Origin of the sequence: Palleniella muris (assembly GCF_004792655.1) — a bacterium.
In the GTDB taxonomy this organism is placed as follows: Bacteria; Bacteroidota; Bacteroidia; order Bacteroidales; family Bacteroidaceae; genus Prevotella; species Prevotella muris_A.
Genome location: NZ_SRZC01000029.1, coordinates 25,578 through 41,317, shown reverse-complemented (window position 1 = coordinate 41,317; position 15,740 = coordinate 25,578). Strand labels below are relative to the sequence as shown.

The 15,740-nt window shown below is 45.3% G+C and carries 12 protein-coding genes, 1 pseudogene and 1 riboswitch; of the genes and pseudogenes, 5 read left to right on the top strand and 8 right to left on the bottom strand.

All coding sequences use genetic code 11. From position 1 onward, the window contains the following. Window positions 1-291: 291 nt before the first annotated feature. Together E5358_RS13640 and E5358_RS13635 are read left to right on the top strand one after the other, a co-directional pair. Window positions 292-480: a hypothetical protein gene (locus E5358_RS13640; protein WP_135940730.1), complete on the top strand. Its 189-nt coding sequence runs from the start codon at window positions 292-294 to the stop codon at window positions 478-480. Window positions 481-512: 32 nt separating this feature from the next. Continuing rightward, window positions 513-971, top strand: a complete 459-nt coding sequence (locus E5358_RS13635; protein ID WP_135940729.1) for a hypothetical protein — start codon at window positions 513-515, stop codon at window positions 969-971. A gap of 244 nt (window positions 972-1,215) precedes the next feature. On the opposite strand, the gene E5358_RS13630 is transcribed toward E5358_RS13635, so the two are convergent. Then, window positions 1,216-2,433, bottom strand: a complete 1,218-nt coding sequence (locus E5358_RS13630; protein WP_135940728.1) for an ATP-binding protein — start codon at window positions 2,431-2,433, stop codon at window positions 1,216-1,218. A gap of 758 nt (window positions 2,434-3,191) precedes the next feature. Next, a riboswitch (TPP riboswitch) is annotated at window positions 3,192-3,289 on the top strand. An 89-nt stretch (window positions 3,290-3,378) separates the two neighbouring features. On the opposite strand from E5358_RS13630, the gene E5358_RS13625 reads away from it, so the two are divergent. From E5358_RS13625 to gdhA, 3 genes are all read left to right on the top strand, one after another. After that, a complete protein-coding gene (locus tag E5358_RS13625) occupies window positions 3,379-5,745 on the top strand; it encodes a TonB-dependent receptor (protein ID WP_135940727.1) in 2,367 nt (788 codons plus the stop codon). A 108-nt stretch (window positions 5,746-5,853) separates the two neighbouring features. Then, complete coding sequence (gene pnuC / locus E5358_RS13620) at window positions 5,854-6,447, top strand: nicotinamide riboside transporter PnuC (RefSeq protein ID WP_135940726.1); 594 nt, start codon at window positions 5,854-5,856, stop codon at window positions 6,445-6,447. 277 nt (window positions 6,448-6,724) lie between these two features. Beyond that, a complete protein-coding gene (gene gdhA / locus E5358_RS13615; RefSeq protein ID WP_135940725.1) occupies window positions 6,725-8,062 on the top strand; it encodes an NADP-specific glutamate dehydrogenase in 1,338 nt (445 codons plus the stop codon). 188 nt (window positions 8,063-8,250) lie between these two features. Here gdhA and dnaA read toward each other — a convergent pair whose 3' ends face one another. The 7 genes and pseudogenes from dnaA to purU all read right to left on the bottom strand — a co-directional run bounded on the left by dnaA (window position 8,251) and on the right by purU (window position 15,571). After that, the gene (gene dnaA, locus E5358_RS13610) at window positions 8,251-9,660 is read right to left on the bottom strand and encodes a chromosomal replication initiator protein DnaA (protein WP_135940724.1); all 1,410 of its coding nucleotides are present in this window, start codon (window positions 9,658-9,660) and stop codon (window positions 8,251-8,253) included. A gap of 61 nt (window positions 9,661-9,721) precedes the next feature. Next, on the bottom strand, window positions 9,722-10,627 hold the full coding sequence (locus E5358_RS13605; RefSeq protein ID WP_135940723.1) for an MlaD family protein: 906 nt from the start codon (window positions 10,625-10,627) through the stop codon (window positions 9,722-9,724). Between the two features lie 32 nt (window positions 10,628-10,659). After that, window positions 10,660-11,832, bottom strand: a complete 1,173-nt coding sequence (locus tag E5358_RS13600) for an N-acetylmuramoyl-L-alanine amidase family protein (protein ID WP_277821313.1) — start codon at window positions 11,830-11,832, stop codon at window positions 10,660-10,662. Window positions 11,833-11,900: 68 nt separating this feature from the next. Then, a complete protein-coding gene (gene folB / locus E5358_RS13595; RefSeq protein ID WP_135940722.1) occupies window positions 11,901-12,281 on the bottom strand; it encodes a dihydroneopterin aldolase in 381 nt (126 codons plus the stop codon). Between the two features lie 26 nt (window positions 12,282-12,307). Then, window positions 12,308-12,745: pseudogene (locus E5358_RS13590) on the bottom strand (adenosylcobalamin-dependent ribonucleoside-diphosphate reductase); the annotation flags it as partial. Window positions 12,746-13,083: 338 nt separating this feature from the next. Beyond that, on the bottom strand, window positions 13,084-14,385 hold the full coding sequence (locus E5358_RS13585) for an ATP-binding protein (protein WP_135940721.1): 1,302 nt from the start codon (window positions 14,383-14,385) through the stop codon (window positions 13,084-13,086). 322 nt (window positions 14,386-14,707) lie between these two features. Then, entirely contained in the window at window positions 14,708-15,571 is an 864-nt protein-coding gene (purU, locus tag E5358_RS13580) for a formyltetrahydrofolate deformylase (RefSeq protein ID WP_135940720.1), read from the bottom strand. Window positions 15,572-15,740 lie beyond the last annotated feature (169 nt).

The window sequence follows — 15,740 nt, the reverse complement described above, 5'->3', positions numbered from 1 at the left end:
CAACTGTGGATAGCTGGAAAGGGTGGAACTATCTGGCATTCATAGTCATGTTTGTAAAAAAATGTCTTAAATCCAAGTAGTTTAAACAACTTCACTATGCCTATTATCAGGCGATTGCAAAAAGTGCAACGCGTTAAATCACCCTAAAATGCAACGTTGCATTTTTTGCAATCACATGAAACTCGGAAAAAATGTGTATTTTTGCATAAGATAAGCTGCACCTCAGCATATATGAATAAATTCTGTCTGCATTCGGTTTGCATTATCTTTGCATAAGAAACAAGCTATACTATGAAAAACAAAACCTACCTTTCACTATTCATCATCATGCACATCCTTTTAGCAGGATGTCATCAAGGAGTCATGCAAAAGCGTCTTTCAGAGATAGACCACCTTGTTGACAAGGAACTGAAAGACACCACAGCCTATAACATGCTGATAACCTGCAAATCATTATCGTACTTACAGGCATTGCCATAATGCTTTGTGGCTGTGCCGTGTATTATAGGGTCATGACTCTTAGAAAGCATAAGGAATTGGACGGCAATAATGAAGAGATGACAAGGAACATGGAGCGCATCAGTGCATTGGAGGAAGCAGAAAAGGAGTCATCCAAAGAAATGGCTATATTGAAGAAAGAGAATGATATACTCAACAACATGCAATCGGAAATGGTTCGCAAAGGAAAATGCTTGTATGACAGCATCATGCATGGAGAGAGCATAAGTCTTTGGGAACGTGACGACTACACATGTTTCCTTGAATACTACCGCAGTTTGGATATGGGGTTTGTCAGAAATCTTGAAAACAATTATGACAGGTTAAGCCTACGCCAAAAGGTGTTCATGATTCTATGCGGCATGAAGGACAGTGACGATGAGATTGCACGGATTATGGGAATCGAGATAACATCCTTGCGGTCAATGAGGACAAGGACCAAGCAAAGGGAAATCAGATGGAAGCATCTGTAAATCCGGATTCCGACTTACCCGAAGAAATAATGTGTCGCTCTAAGAGTTGCTATTGCTCTAAGAATCCAAAGACAGTGCAAACCGAACACAGTTGAGCTTGCTTATGAACTGCTGATATACTGCGTTTTTAGTATGAACTAATTCCCGACAGTTACTTACAACCAAAGTTTTGGCATTCACCAAACGGAAAGGCTTTATTATATTTTCGCTTAAATATAAAAGCAAGCGGCAAGTGCTTCCTCATTCATGACAGCAAATCAGTGAGTTGCAGGAATTCCCCTAAATGGAGGTGGTTGATGCCGTCAATATTACTGCTGCTTGTCCATTCGTCAAGGGAGACTACATATTTTGGGTAGTTATCAGGTACAGAGCGCAGATTACCAAATTCTCTGTTAACCGTTTGCTCGCTTGACAACAGGTAGGTTGCTTGTGTGTAAATACGCTTATCACCTTTCACAGCGACAAAGTCTATTTCCTGTTTCCCTATCTGACCGGTGTGGATGCAAACCCCGGGGATAGAGTGCAGATGGAGGAATACAGCGTTCTCTATAAGCTTATGTATGTCCCTTTGGAAAGAAAAACCTATGTTGCAGTTGCGCAAACCGATGTCTTCGAAGAAATATTTGTCACCGATTTCAAATTTCCTCAGCCCCGCAATGTCCATCCTGCCAACTTTGTTTATCAAGTAAGCGTTGCAAAGTGTCCGCAGATAATTAACCACTTGGAGAGTGGAGATATTAACATGCTGCGACTTCAGGTATTTGCTGATATTATTGGCGGAGAACAATTGCCCGATGTTGTCAGACATATACAGCGCGAGTGTTTCCATAAAACTGATGTTGCGGATATTTTCACGCTTCACAACATCCTTCAGGACGATTGTCGAATAGACATTGCGCAAATATTCAAATGCCTGATATTCCTCCAGTTCAAGGTTCTTAAGGAATGGCAGCCCTCCAAAAGTAAGGTATTGGCGCAACGAAGAGTTTGAGGCCTGGAGGCCATGGAACTGAAGGAACTCGCTATAGTTCAGGCTGTGGATATGGAATTCCACATATCTTCCGGACAGACAAGTTGCCAATTCACCGGACAGCATAGTTGCATTTGAACCTGTGATAAATATGTCGCATTCACCTTGCGCTTGCAGGCTGCGTAAGGTTTTCTCAAACCCTTCTATGTCCTGTATCTCGTCAACAAACAGCGAGTTAGGCACACCTGTCTTTAATTGCAGTGAAACATAAGCTGTGAAATCGTTATGGTTGCGAATAGTTGCAAACTCTTCAAGCTCTTTGTTTATGTATATGATGTTTGTGGCTGGATTCACAGAAGCCACAAATTGTTGTAGCTGACGGAGTATGCAACTCTTGCCCACACGACGCTGTCCTGTAAGCACTTTGATGATGTTTTTGCCAATGAACGGCTTGATAAGTGTTGAATAATATGGTCTTTCTATTACTTGCATAAGCCTATTTTTATTACTTACGGTTAATAAACAGCACAAAGATATACAATTTTATTAATCGTACCAAATAAAAATGCAAACATTTTGCATAAATTTGCAAACCAAAGGCTTATTGTGGTGTATTTGTAAATTATACCTTATGAATTTTCACAATTACCTTTTAAGGAGGTCTCCCGGTTTCTTTTGCCACCTGATTTTTCATTGGAGAGAAAAGCTATCCACAGAAATCTTCTTTATCCGCATGAGGCTAATCAATGCGAAAAAAATGCATGAGTTTTCTAATGCGCTATTTATCATAATGCGGAAAATGCGCCTTTCGTAGACGGACAATCACGTTTTACAGTGGAAAAAATGACCTTGCACGGTACTAAAGGTTACCTTACAGGCTGCCGAAGGTAACCTTTAGCAGTGGAAAAGGTAGCACTTTGCACCGCAAAAGGATAGGAATTCCGCGCTAAAAGGTAACGAAACGCAGGAGTTTTTGTGCACAAAAGCACGTCAAAAGAGCACAACACATTGATTCCCAACATAATAACCAAACCACAAAATTCCTGCAATTTTCCGAGATTTCCCTTTCAAAAAAATCTCCAGGCGATTCTCTGAGGGCGAAAATGGCGTGAGTTTTCTTATTTTCTCTTCATTTCCGTGCAAAAAAGAAGCACACCTGATTAAACAATAAATGTTAATTTTCAAGCATTTTACGTAAGATTCTTTCACAGATACAAGGATTCTTTATACCTTTGCACCTGAAAAGCAAAGTGCTTTTTAAGGGGTGCCCACTTGTTGGTGGTGCTGAGAACAAACCCTCAAACCTGATCCGGGTAATGCCGGCGTAGGAATAACGATGATGACCTCCAAGCGGCTCGTGAGAGCAGATGGGCAGGTTTTAGTCAGCTACAGGTTTCTCTCCCTTTTTTCATCAACTATCATCGGATAAAAGAAAAGATGAAGAAATTATTCTTTGCCGCCATCGCAGCATTTGCCACAGAAGGCGTTGCGGTGGCAGAAACCCAAGACACTCTCCGTGTGCAGCAGCTCGGTGAGGTGACCGTGAAAGGCGTGCGCGCCGCAAAGGACGCACCGTTTGCAGTGGCAAACGTCAAGAAGCAGCAGCTTCAGGAATTCTCAAAGACAGGTCAGGAACTGCCGTTCCTTTTCGCACGCACACCGGGCGTGCTGGCATGGAGCGAGAACGGTGTGGGAACGGGCACGACCTACATGCGCATCCGTGGTGCGGCAGGCTCGCGAATCAATGTCACGCTTGACGGTGTGGCTCTCAATTCGCCGGAGGACCAGTGTGTCTTCTGGGCAAACATGAACAGTTTCGGCTCGCTCCTCGGCAGCGCACAAATACAGCGCGGAGTAGGCACATCGTCCAACGGCGACGGCGCTTTCGGCGGAACAATATCGCTCATGACGGCGCTGCCGCAGCATAATCCTTCGGCAGAAGTATCCGCATCCTACGGATCTTATGACACATGGAACTTTGGGGCACAGCTTTCCACCGGACTGACCGGCATCCGTCTGCCACGCCATTTCCTTGTTCTCGAAGGTGCATACCACCAAACGACCACAGACGGGTATATCCACGGAACGGGCGGAAAGTCAGGCAATTACTATGGCGGACTGACCTTCCTTAACCAGCGTCAGAACTTCAAACTCAGTTACAAGAACATCGGTAGCTTTGAGTCTACGGGGCAGGCATGGAACGGTGTGACCGCAGGCAACGGTGATTACAGCCTTAACAGCTATGACGGCGTGAAAACGTACAAGGACATGTACAATCTCGGACTTGGAAAGTACAACAGCCTTTACGAGAACTTTATCCCTGACTGGGAAGGAGGATGGACTGTCGAGCGTTACAAAATGGCTGACGGCTCATTCTGGGACAAGACCACGGACAATTTCTGGTACAACCACAACCTGCTCTCCATGGCATGGCAGATAAACGACAAATGGAGCACTTCTGCCACAGCTCACTATACACACGGTCACGGCTACTACGATGAGTTCCGTTATGACAACAAACTGTCGAAATTCGGACTCTCCATGACGCCCGAAGCAGGCATCAGTCTGCCAAAGAAAACAGACTTTGTGCGCAAAAAGGGCATGACGCAGGATTTCTACGGACTGATTGCCAATGTCAACTACGAGGACAGCCGGTGGGACATCATCGGCAACATCTCTGCCCAACAGTTCACCGGCAACCACTATGGCTACCTCACATACATCGCGGACGAGGATGTGCGCAAATATTATCTTAATGGCAACGGTGAGTATCAGTACTATGACTCGGATGCCGACAAGACAGATGTCAGCGCATTTGCCAAGGCGACATATCACATCACGCCTGCTTTCGATGTCTTTGCCGATGTGCAGTACCGCCATGTCAAATACACCACAAACGGTGTGAACGACAAGTTTTATGAGAACAATGACGGTTCTTTCACCAACCAAAGGCTTGACATCGATGCGAAATACAACTTCCTCAACCCGAAAGTCGGCATCAGTTTCCACAAGAACGGACACAATGCGTATGCGTCCTATGCACGCAGCAATCGCGAACCTGAGCGCAACAATTTCACGGACAACGGCTCCTACCCTGCCCCGGAGGCTGAGTCGCTCAACGATTTCGAGCTTGGCTACGGCTATCAGGCTAAGAAATGGTCGGTCAATCTGAACCTTTACTACATGAGTTACGACAACCAGTTCGTGCAGACCGGTGCACAATCGGACATCGGCGAGAACCTTACGACAAACGTGAAGGACTCCTACCGCATGGGCATCGAACTGAGTGCGGGCGTCGCTCCTCTCCCATGGCTCTCCATAGAAGGAAACGCTGCACTGAGCAGGAACAAGATTAAGGATTTCGACGAGTATGTCGATAATTGGGCAGGTGACCCCGAGCTTGTCCATTACGACAATTCCACATTGTCTTTCTCACCATCGGCAATCCTCAACGGCTTCATCGATTTCCATTACAAAGGTTTCCAAGGTGTATGGCACACAAACTTTGTCAGCCGCCAGTACCTTGACAACTCGGAGAACGCTGACCGCTCGCTCCCTTGCTACTCCGCGACAAACATCAGCCTGAAGTACACTCTCGGGCTGAAGAAGCTGAAGGCAGGCATAAAGGAAGCTGTGTTCGGGCTGAACTTCAACAACATCTTCAACCGTCACTATGCTGCCGGTGGCTGGGTTTATTCAGCAGTTGACGGCAACGACTATACAAACGATAACCGCTACTATCAGATTGGCTACATCCCGATGGCAGGATTCACCGTCATGGGCAACGTCACTCTGAGATTCTAACCGAAGGGTTGTGGGTTGTTGGTTTTGGGTTATATGTTAGTCTTTTGAAACCATACCAACCTTAAACCAAAAACCCATAACCCACAACCTTAAACAAAAACCCACCCAATGACCGAATATTTGGCAAACAACTGGATGGATGTACTTGGCACGACATTGGGACTGCTGTACCTCTATCTTGAACTTAAAGAGAACATACTGATGTGGATAACCGGCGCGATAATGCCGGTTGTCTACACCGTTGTGCTCTACCGTGCAGGAGTGTATGCAGATTGTGGCATGGAGTTCTACTATTTCCTTGCCGCTATCTACGGCTTTTACTCTTGGCGTCGGAGGAAATCAGGCAACAAAGCCAAAGCGACAGCCATCGCCATAAGCCATACGCCACTGTCAACAGTCTATGTCCTCATGCCGTTGACTGCGGCATTGTGGGCGGCATTGTGGGCGTTTCTGCATTTCTGTACGGACAGCAATGTGCCGGTGCTTGATTCTTTGACTACAGCATTTTCTATCATCGGGCTGTGGATGTTGTCACGGAAATATATCGAGCAATGGTGGGTGTGGCTGGTTGTTGATGCCATCTCCTCCGCATTATATATATATAAAGGTATATACGCGCGTGCACTGCTCTATGCCATCTATACTGTCATAGCTGTCTACGGCTACTACGCATGGCGCAGAAGAATGAAAAACGCGGTATAATTTCCACAAACAACCTTGCTTGTTTCACGTTCCTACATTCTGACTTGACGATAACATTTTATCACACAAACAATCCACATAATAAACAAAAGCCGTTTATTCTTCACGAAAAAGCATATTAAATAGCAGTACAATTGACAAAGCGTAAGTTTTGTGTATAACAATGAAAATAAAATATTTTGTATTTTTATCTGATTTTATTTGGTCATTACAATAAAAAACTGTATTTTTGCCATCGAAAACATAATACAAAATCTAACCCTAAAACTATATTACTATGGATGTACAGAAAATCATGCAGCAACTGGAGCAGAAGCATCCGGGAGAATTGGAATATTTGCAGGCTGTACGCGAAGTGCTTAATTCTGTAAAGGATGTCTACAACCGGCATCCGGAGTTTGAACACGCAAAAATCATTGAACGCATTGTCGAGCCGGAACGTATCATCACTTTCCGTGTGCCATGGGTGGATGACAACGGCGAGGTGCATGTGAACCTCGGCTACCGTGTGCAGTTCAACAGTGCCATAGGTCCTTACAAAGGCGGACTGAGATTCCACCCTTCCGTGAATCTCTCCATACTAAAGTTCCTTGGCTTCGAGCAGACATTCAAGAACGCCCTCACTACTCTGCCTATGGGTGGCGGCAAGGGTGGCAGTGACTTCTCTATCCGCGGACGTTCCGACAATGAGGTTATGCGCTTCTGCCAGTCGTTCATGACTGAGCTTGTGAAGAATATCGGTCCTGACGAGGATGTTCCTGCAGGCGACATCGGTGTCGGAGCAAGGGAGATTGGCTATCTCTTCGGCATGTACAAGAAGCTGACACACAAGTGGAACGGTGTGCTTACAGGCAAGGGACTTGACTGGGGCGGCAGCCGCATACGCCCTGAGGCTACAGGTTTCGGCGCGCTCTACTTTGTCAATGAGATGCTGCAGACCCACGGCATAGACATAAAGGGCAAGACAGTGGCTATCAGTGGCTTCGGCAATGTGGCATGGGGTGCTGCAAAGAAGGCTACCGAACTTGGCGCAAAGGTTATAACAATCTCCGGTCCTGACGGTTACATCTATGACCCGACAGGCATTTGCGGTGAGAAGATTGACTACATGCTTGAGCTTCGTGCAAGTGGAAATGATGTCTGCGCACCTTATGCAGAGGAGTTCCCTGAAGCTACATTCTTCCCCGGCAAGCGTCCATGGGAGCAGAAGTGTGACATCGCGCTGCCTTGTGCCACACAGAACGAGGTCAGTGGCGAGGATGCTGACATGCTTTTGGCAAACAAGCCTTTGTGCATAGCCGAGGTGAGCAATATGGGGTGTACAGCAGAGGCAGTGGATAAGTTCATTGCAGCAGGAATGCTCTTCGCACCGGGCAAGGCAGTAAACGCAGGCGGCGTAGCGACATCAGGACTTGAAATGACACAGAATGCCATACGTCTGTCATGGTCTGAGGCAGAGGTTGACGAGAAACTGCATTACATCATGCACTCTATCCATGGACAGTGTGTCAAGTACGGCAAGCAGGAGAACGGCTACATCGACTACGTGAAGGGCGCGAACATCGCAGGCTTCATGAAGGTTGCCAACGCAATGATGGCGCAAGGCGTAGTATAAATGCATCGCCCCAAGGCTGACACATGGAACACAACCGCCCTATAAGGCGGCAGATAGATAACAAAAATCCGGATAAAGGGTTATGGGAAAACCATAAACTCTTTATCCGGATTTGTCGTATATTACAGATTCATCCTGCCGCCACACGCTCTTTCTTTTTTTATAAGGAGAGCTTGTTGGCAGGAGTTTTATTTCGCAGTGCTGTCCTTTATTTCCTTCTTTATCTTGTCGATAAGCTGGTTTAGTTGTTTGTCTGTCACAAGAGCCTTCTTCACTTTCTTGCAGGAATGGGCGACAGTGGAATGGTCTCTGCCACCGACAAGTCTGCCGATGCGGGTTGCAGGCATGTTGGTAAGCGTCTGTGCAAGATACATTACAATCTGGCGCGCCTCTGTTATGTCCTTCTTCCTTGACTTGCTGTTTATGTCCTGGGAAGTGACATTGCAGATAAGGCATACACTGTCAATGATATTGTCCAATGTCACCTGGGTGTCATCCACAAAAGAGACAATGCGCTTTATAACTTTCTCTGTCAAAGGCATGTCAATCTCCGTATTGCCTGCAATACTGTACACCATCAGTGAATTGATTATTCCCTGCAAGTCCCTAACACTGCCGGTGACCGTTGTGGCAATGTATTCTATCACCTCATCGGAGAAAAGACCTGTAAGTCCGTCATGGGCTATCTTGTTCTTCAATATGTCAACACACAGTTGTTTGTTAGGACGCATCAATTCACAAGTGGCACCGCAAATAAAACGTGTTATGAGTCGCTCGTGCATGCCTCGCAACTGCGCCGGCGAACGGTCAGAAGCAAGGATTATCCTCTTGCCTCTTCGGAACAAGTAGTCAAAGATATGGAAGAACGTATCCTGTGTTTTCTCCTGCGAAGCCCACTCCTGTATGTCATCCACAATCAGTATATCCAAAGTTTGGTAGAAAGCAATGAAATCATTCACCGTATTCTCTGTGACGGCTGTTGTGTACTGCTGGCGGAACGTGCGTGCAGAAACGTACAGCACACGGAGGTTAGGATAAAGCTCCTTCGCACGCAATCCTATTGCCGTGACAAGGTGGGTCTTGCCACAACCTGACGGACCGAAGATGAAGAAAGGATTAAACTTGGAACTTCTTGGATGTTCCGCAATGTTCAGACCGACAGAGCGTGACAGCTTATTCGACTCGCCCTCTATGAAATTCTTGAAATTAAGGCTTGGTGCAAGCTGAGGGTCCACCTCGGGAAGCTTTGACTGTTTCTGCGATGCGTTAGCACGTGGAGCAACCATTTCCGGGTCAGAAGCCTCAACGACAGTCTCGTTAGCCTCCTTGACAACAACAATACGGTAGTTCAACTTCACACCTTTGCCATAAGCAGCGATAAGTGCCTTGGCAAAAACGCGAAGATGATTCTTCTCAATATGATCTATATATGCTCGTCCCGGGACACGCAAAAGCAACTGGTGAGTTTGCGTGTCAAACGATTCAAAGGTTACAGGACGGAACCATTTGTTATACTCTTCCTCCTTACCTTCTGCTGACAAGTCAGCCAGAATACGCTGCTGCGTATCTTCCCAAAGTAGTTTATAATCTGCCACTATTATACCTTAAATTAAGCACACTCCACCCTTTGTCTCCTCGGGTGGCAAGAGAGAAAACACATTATTTATCCTTCTTTCCGAATACAGAGAAATGAACATAACGCTTAGGATGAGCCTTCAGGTCAATCATCAGAGAGTCAGCGTCACGTATAGTGGCATTCAAATTATCATAGAGAGAAGAGTCATTCAGTAGCTTTCCTATTGTTCCTGAATTGGAATTCAGTTTGTTTGTAAGTTCCTCACAGTTTTTCAGCGTTGCATCGACACTTGCCATTGTGGACGCTACATCCAGTTTCGCAAGGTTTCCAGTAAGCTGTTCCGTGTTTGCCATTGTCTTGTCAGCCTTCTGCAACAGTCCCGGCACCTGTCTGTTCATCTGTGCAAGCAGTCTGTTGAGTTCTGCTGTTGAGGTGCTGAGGTTGGCTGTCGTGGTCTCAGTATTACGGAGGATTGCCACAACAGCAGGGTCAGCGAGAAGCGTATTGACACTTGTCATGATGGAATCCAGCTTCGGCACGATTGTCTCAAGATAAGGCACCAAGTCCGCCAACTTGTTCATCACGCCGTCTGCTGCACGTCCCATGATAGTGCCTCCCGGCTCTATACTCTTTGAAGAAGAAGCAAGGACAAGGTTCATCTTCAGGTTGCCCATAAGGTCAGCATCAACTTCTGCTATGGTTCCTTCAGGAATGCGCATGCGCTTGTCCACATCTATCGTGACAGTAATGCCTTTCGCCATATTTGAAAAGTCAACAGTCACGTCACGTACAACACCGACCTGCAGACCATTGGCATACACAGGGTTGGACTGAGTAAGACCGTTGGCGTCAGCAATCTGCACCTTATATGAATAGTCATCAGAGAACAACATGACACCTTTGAGGAAATTCATTCCCACAAAAAGGACTACTATTCCGGCAAGAACAGCCAGAGCGATGCGCACTTCTTTGGTAAAATATTTGTTCATATCGCAATTTCTAAGTTTATTTTCCTAATTAATTATCTGACACGTTGTCCGTTCTGGAACTTTATGACAAAGGCGTCAGGGAATTTCTCCGCAATTTCACGTTTAAGCTTTACAGCCTCTGCCTGTGTCTCACAGCATCCTATGGTATATTTATAGACACCGCCGTCTTTATAATGTTCTGCCCCTGTCACACCTTTGAAAACGCTTGCGCCCTCCTTAAGTACAGTCGACGCTGTCACGAACTGCACCTTGTACACCAGCTTGTCAGAACTTTGCTCCTGCCTGTCATGAGATTCCGGCATTGACTTTTCCACGGTCTCTTTCGCCTTTGCCTCTTCATCGTCCGCCTGCCTCTTGCTCTTTGACGGAGCGGAAGTCTTCTTTGACGGTGCTACGGTAGGCAGTGCTATATGGCTTTCAGCATCGGGCTTGTATGGAGTGACGACAGAATTCTTGTCCATATACTTCACAAAACCGACATATATGCCATACCCCATCTTGTCGATAACCGCCTCGTCGTTCAGCAAGCGTTCCTCATCGGGAGTGGAGATAAAACCAAGCTCCACAAGACATGCCGGCATCGAAGTACGGCGCAGCACATGGAAATTATCCTGTTTGACACCCTTGTTTGGACGGTTTGCCGATGCGCACAGGCTTTTCTGTATAGACTTTGAAAGTTCCACGCTTTTTGCCATGTTCTCATCGTGGATGTACTCAAACATTATTGCCGATTCATCAGACTTCGAGTCATAGCCCTCATAACGCTCCTCGTAGCCTTCCTCATAGGTTATCACCGAGTTCTCGCGCATGGCAGCTGAGAGTTTCTCTTCCGAACGGCGCAAAGTCATGGAATAAGTCTCAACCCCTCGTCCTATATGCCCCTTTGGGAGAGAGTTTGTGTGTATGGAGACGAACACATCGGCATGGTTCTTGTTGGCAATGTCCGCACGCTCATAGAGTTGGAGGAAAGTATCCTTTTTCCTCGTATATATGACTTTCACGTTTGGGCAGTTCCTTTCCACATACCTTCCGAAGCATAGAGCAACTTTCAGGTTTATGTCCTTCTCCTTGGAGAAAGAGCCCACAGCGCCGGCATCTCTGCCGCCATGACCGGGGTCAATCACCAGAACATATTTTTTCCCTGCCGCCATTGATGCAACGGCAACAAGCAGGAATAATGCTATATGGAATATTCTTTGTTTCAAGATAAGTCTAATACCACAGAATTTCTTAACAGTAAAACGCTATGACATCAGCGTCATTTTTCGCGCATTCACATTTCATTTTTCACGTCCTTCATCACGATATGCACTCCGGCACCGTCACAATCACACTGCATCGGCGGGGCAACCTTGGTGATTCTCAGGTCTATAAATGTGCATTTCGGGAACATTTCCTGTATCCTTGCCGTTATTCTGCCGGCAACATGCTCCAGAAGTGCAGAAGGAATGTTCATCTGCCCTTTGACTATGTCCGCAAGTGCAGCATAGTTGAGCGTGTCATCGACATCATCGGTCACAACGGCCTGCAGCCATGGATAGCCTACCTTTATATTAACAAGGTAGTCATTCCCCACCCTGCGCTCCTGTTCCAGCACGCCATGAAAGGCATGCATGCGAAGGCTGTCTATATGTATGTACGTCTCTGTCTCCACAAACCGCAATGAGTCTATTCGTCAGTAGAGATATACTTCTTCAGCGCACGTTCCACTCCTGATGCCCAGTTGTTGATGCTGTCGGTGTTCATCTCCATGGAAGAGACGAGCTTCACGACATGCTTTATAGGCATACCATAACGGAGAACACCAGAAATCAGCTTGGCATAGTTCCAGTATTCCGGATTGAACTTCTCGGAAAGCCCCTCCACAGTGGTCTTGTAGCCACGCTTGTTCTCAAACTGGAAGTCATACCTTTTGGTGCCGTCAGCATTTGTGCACTTTATTATATTTCCTTTCTCGACGCTTTTCGGTAGTGCTATGCCTTCCTCATCATCTTGCAGACCGGTGAAAATCTCGTAAGGATGTCCGTCAAGAAGCCCTACGAAAGCCACCCATTTTTCCTTGTTGTTCTGGAAACGGACGACATCGCACTCAAGGATTTCCGGTCGCACCTCCACGACAAATTTCCCGCCTTGCACTGTATTGTTCTCCATTGTTCGGTAGACTGTTGTAGTTGATAGATGCAAAGTTAATAATTTTAATCAAGAATCAAGAATCAGGAATAAAATAATTATGATTTCTTTACATAAGCAACTGCTATGCCCGAAAAAGCAGTTTGCAAAACCGACAATAATTTTTCATATCATGTTAATAACCAACGGCTCTCCTTAACCTGCAAGAATCGCTGCTGAGATATTGGCACTTTGCAGCACATGATAAATAAAAGAATGCGGTCTTTGCATTATTTTCGATGACCGGATTGTCAATGTTATATTTATGTAAACATCATAATTCACGGTTATGCCAACATCCACCTCCAAGCAGGAATCACGCGTACAGTCTTACCTGATAGTTCAATGTTTTCTTCTTCATTATATGTAATAATCAGAAGCTCATTACAGTTTGTTACCTTAGCGCATTCCAACAGACCACCGATTTCTCGTTCACGTGTTCCGCCTTCAAGCAACGACCATGTCACTTGTATGAGCGTTTTCACACAATCGTATTCTTGAACAACAAAGTCACATTCTTTCTTGTCTGAATAATAATACAATTTTGTAGATGGAGACATATTGCGGCGCAGATGCAAGTAAACAGCGTTTTCAAGCAGTTTGCCTTTTTCCTCACTCTGTGGCGTAAGAACAGAGCGCCATAGTCCACTGTCAACTACATAAAACTTTGGGAATGAAGAATTTTCCTTGACAATGGATTTGCTATATTTTGGCAAACGGAAAAACAAATATATAGAGCAGCATTGTTCTGCCAATCCGTACAATCTCTCACGCGCAACTTTTATGCCTTGCGATTTCAATTCGTTGTAAATAGAGTTTATTGATGTTGGCTTTGAAAGGTTAGTCATCACTCTTTTTATGAAATAACGCACGGCAGGGAGGTTGGTCAACCCATATCTGTCAACCAAGTCGCGAAAAAGCATTGCATTGAAATAGCTCTGCAAAAGTTTGTTCTTCAATGTCTCGTTTGCAGACAGCACAACTTCCGGATAGCCGCCGTCCATAAGAAACCCTTGGAAAGCACGAACCAAATAGGCTTGGCCTTCTTCTGAAAACATTTCCACTGCTACATTTCTGAAACGGCAATATTCCGCAAAACTTAGCGGAAACTCTTCATACTCAATCGGCCACCCTCGTAAAGCTGTTGACAATTCAGCAGACAACAGGCTGGCATTACTACCGGAGACAAAGATATTTTTACAATATGATTTGAATATGCGTAAAACAAACAATTCCCACCCATCAACATATTGAATCTCATCGAAGAACATATATACATCTTTCATCTCTATGTCAGGATACATCTCCATGTAGCCTGTTATAATGTCGTTCAGGTCGTCGGATGTTATATTGCGAAGACGCTCATCATCAAATCCTATCCACAGGATACGGCACTTATCAATACCACGTTCAACCAACTGAGAAACAACAAGTTCCATTAAAGATGACTTACCACAGCGACGTACACCGGGCACAGTGATTATGTGTCCACTGTCTATCGGCAACTGTAAGTCACGCTCAAAAAGTCGCGAAACCATATCTTTCTGCTTCAGACTGATAATTGATTGGAATGTTCTCTTTTTATCCATAGCTTACTATATTTTTGTGCAAAGACAATTCAAACCGAATGCAGTAAGAGTTTGCTCTTAATTGCAGAGGTGGAGTTTATTTTCTGCAAAGATAGTAAAAGTTTTCTTTTCAAACGAAAACTTTTCTAATTTTCTTTCTTTTCAGACGAAAACTTTTACCATTTTCGATATTGCAATATGGAAAAACATAAGGTATGTATGCGTTTAATGGAAGAAAAAAATCCGTAATGCGCAATTCTTGCAGAACATTTTCATGAAGAATTGCACAATACGGAAAGTTATTTATTGCTCAGTGCCTTATATGGCAATAACCATTGGCTCGTCAACTGAAAATTATCGTTTTGTTATGGCAAGTGAGGATTTTGCGCTCGATATGCTTCTTGACGGCACGCGAGAGGACTATCTTCTCAAGGTCCTTGCCCTTCAGGACAAGGGTCTCGGGAGTGTCCTTATGGGTGATGCGCACGACATCCTGCTCGATGATAGGTCCTGCGTCAAGCTCCGAAGTGACATAATGGCTTGTCGCACCGATAATCTTCACGCCTCGCTGATATGCCTGATGATAAGGCTTTGCACCTACAAATGCCGGCAGGAACGAATGGTGGATGTTGATGATACGGTTAGGATACTGCTGTATCATCTCTTCTGAGATAATCTGCATGTAGCGTGCAAGGACGATAAACGTTATGCCCTTTTCCCTCATCAGTTCCATTTCCTCACGCTCAACCTCCTGCTTGTTGGACCAGTCTTTCTTGATTGACCAAACATAATACGGGATGTCAAACTGCTCGGCGACATACCTGAGATCCTCATGGTTGGAGACAATGCACGGAATCTCAACGTCAAGTTCCCCGGCCTTGTAACGTGCAAGGAGGTCATAAAGGCAGTGCGACATCTTGCTTACGAACAAAGCCATGCGCGGTTTCTCGTAATTGAAATATATCTGGAATTGCATGTTGTAGCGTTGTCCATAGAGCGTCTCGATGTATTCCGACAGTTTTTCCGCAGGGATGGCAAACTTCTCAAGCTCCCACTCCACACGCATGAAGAACCGTCCGTCAATTTTGTCAACATATTGGTCAAGGTAGACGATGTTGCCATTGTTGTCGGTGATGAACTTTGTTATCTCTGTAATGATGCCCAGCTTGTCAGGGCAGTGCAGTAATAGAATAGCTGTCTGTTGCATTTGTCACTCCTTTTTGCCGTTAAACTTATATCTTGATTTCATTAATCACACTACTTTTTATTTCCAACAGACAGACCTGAAAAACACAGGCTGTCACTCCGTTCTGCAAAAGGTAACGGTTTACCTTGTAAAAGGTTACCTTTCACCACATGAAAGGTAACACTTTGCA

Coding starts and splice junctions, on each gene's coding strand:
- E5358_RS13605 (WP_135940723.1), bottom strand. CDS start 10,627: ATGAACAAATATTTTACCAAAGAAGTGCGCATCGCTCTGGCTGTTCTT.
- E5358_RS13585 (WP_135940721.1), bottom strand. CDS start 14,385: ATGGATAAAAAGAGAACATTCCAATCAATTATCAGTCTGAAGCAGAAA.
- E5358_RS13635 (WP_135940729.1), top strand. CDS start 513: ATGACTCTTAGAAAGCATAAGGAATTGGACGGCAATAATGAAGAGATG.
- purU (WP_135940720.1), bottom strand. CDS start 15,571: ATGCAACAGACAGCTATTCTATTACTGCACTGCCCTGACAAGCTGGGC.
- gdhA (WP_135940725.1), top strand. CDS start 6,725: ATGGATGTACAGAAAATCATGCAGCAACTGGAGCAGAAGCATCCGGGA.
- E5358_RS13640 (WP_135940730.1), top strand. CDS start 292: ATGAAAAACAAAACCTACCTTTCACTATTCATCATCATGCACATCCTT.
- pnuC (WP_135940726.1), top strand. CDS start 5,854: ATGACCGAATATTTGGCAAACAACTGGATGGATGTACTTGGCACGACA.
- E5358_RS13625 (WP_135940727.1), top strand. CDS start 3,379: ATGAAGAAATTATTCTTTGCCGCCATCGCAGCATTTGCCACAGAAGGC.
- E5358_RS13630 (WP_135940728.1), bottom strand. CDS start 2,433: ATGCAAGTAATAGAAAGACCATATTATTCAACACTTATCAAGCCGTTC.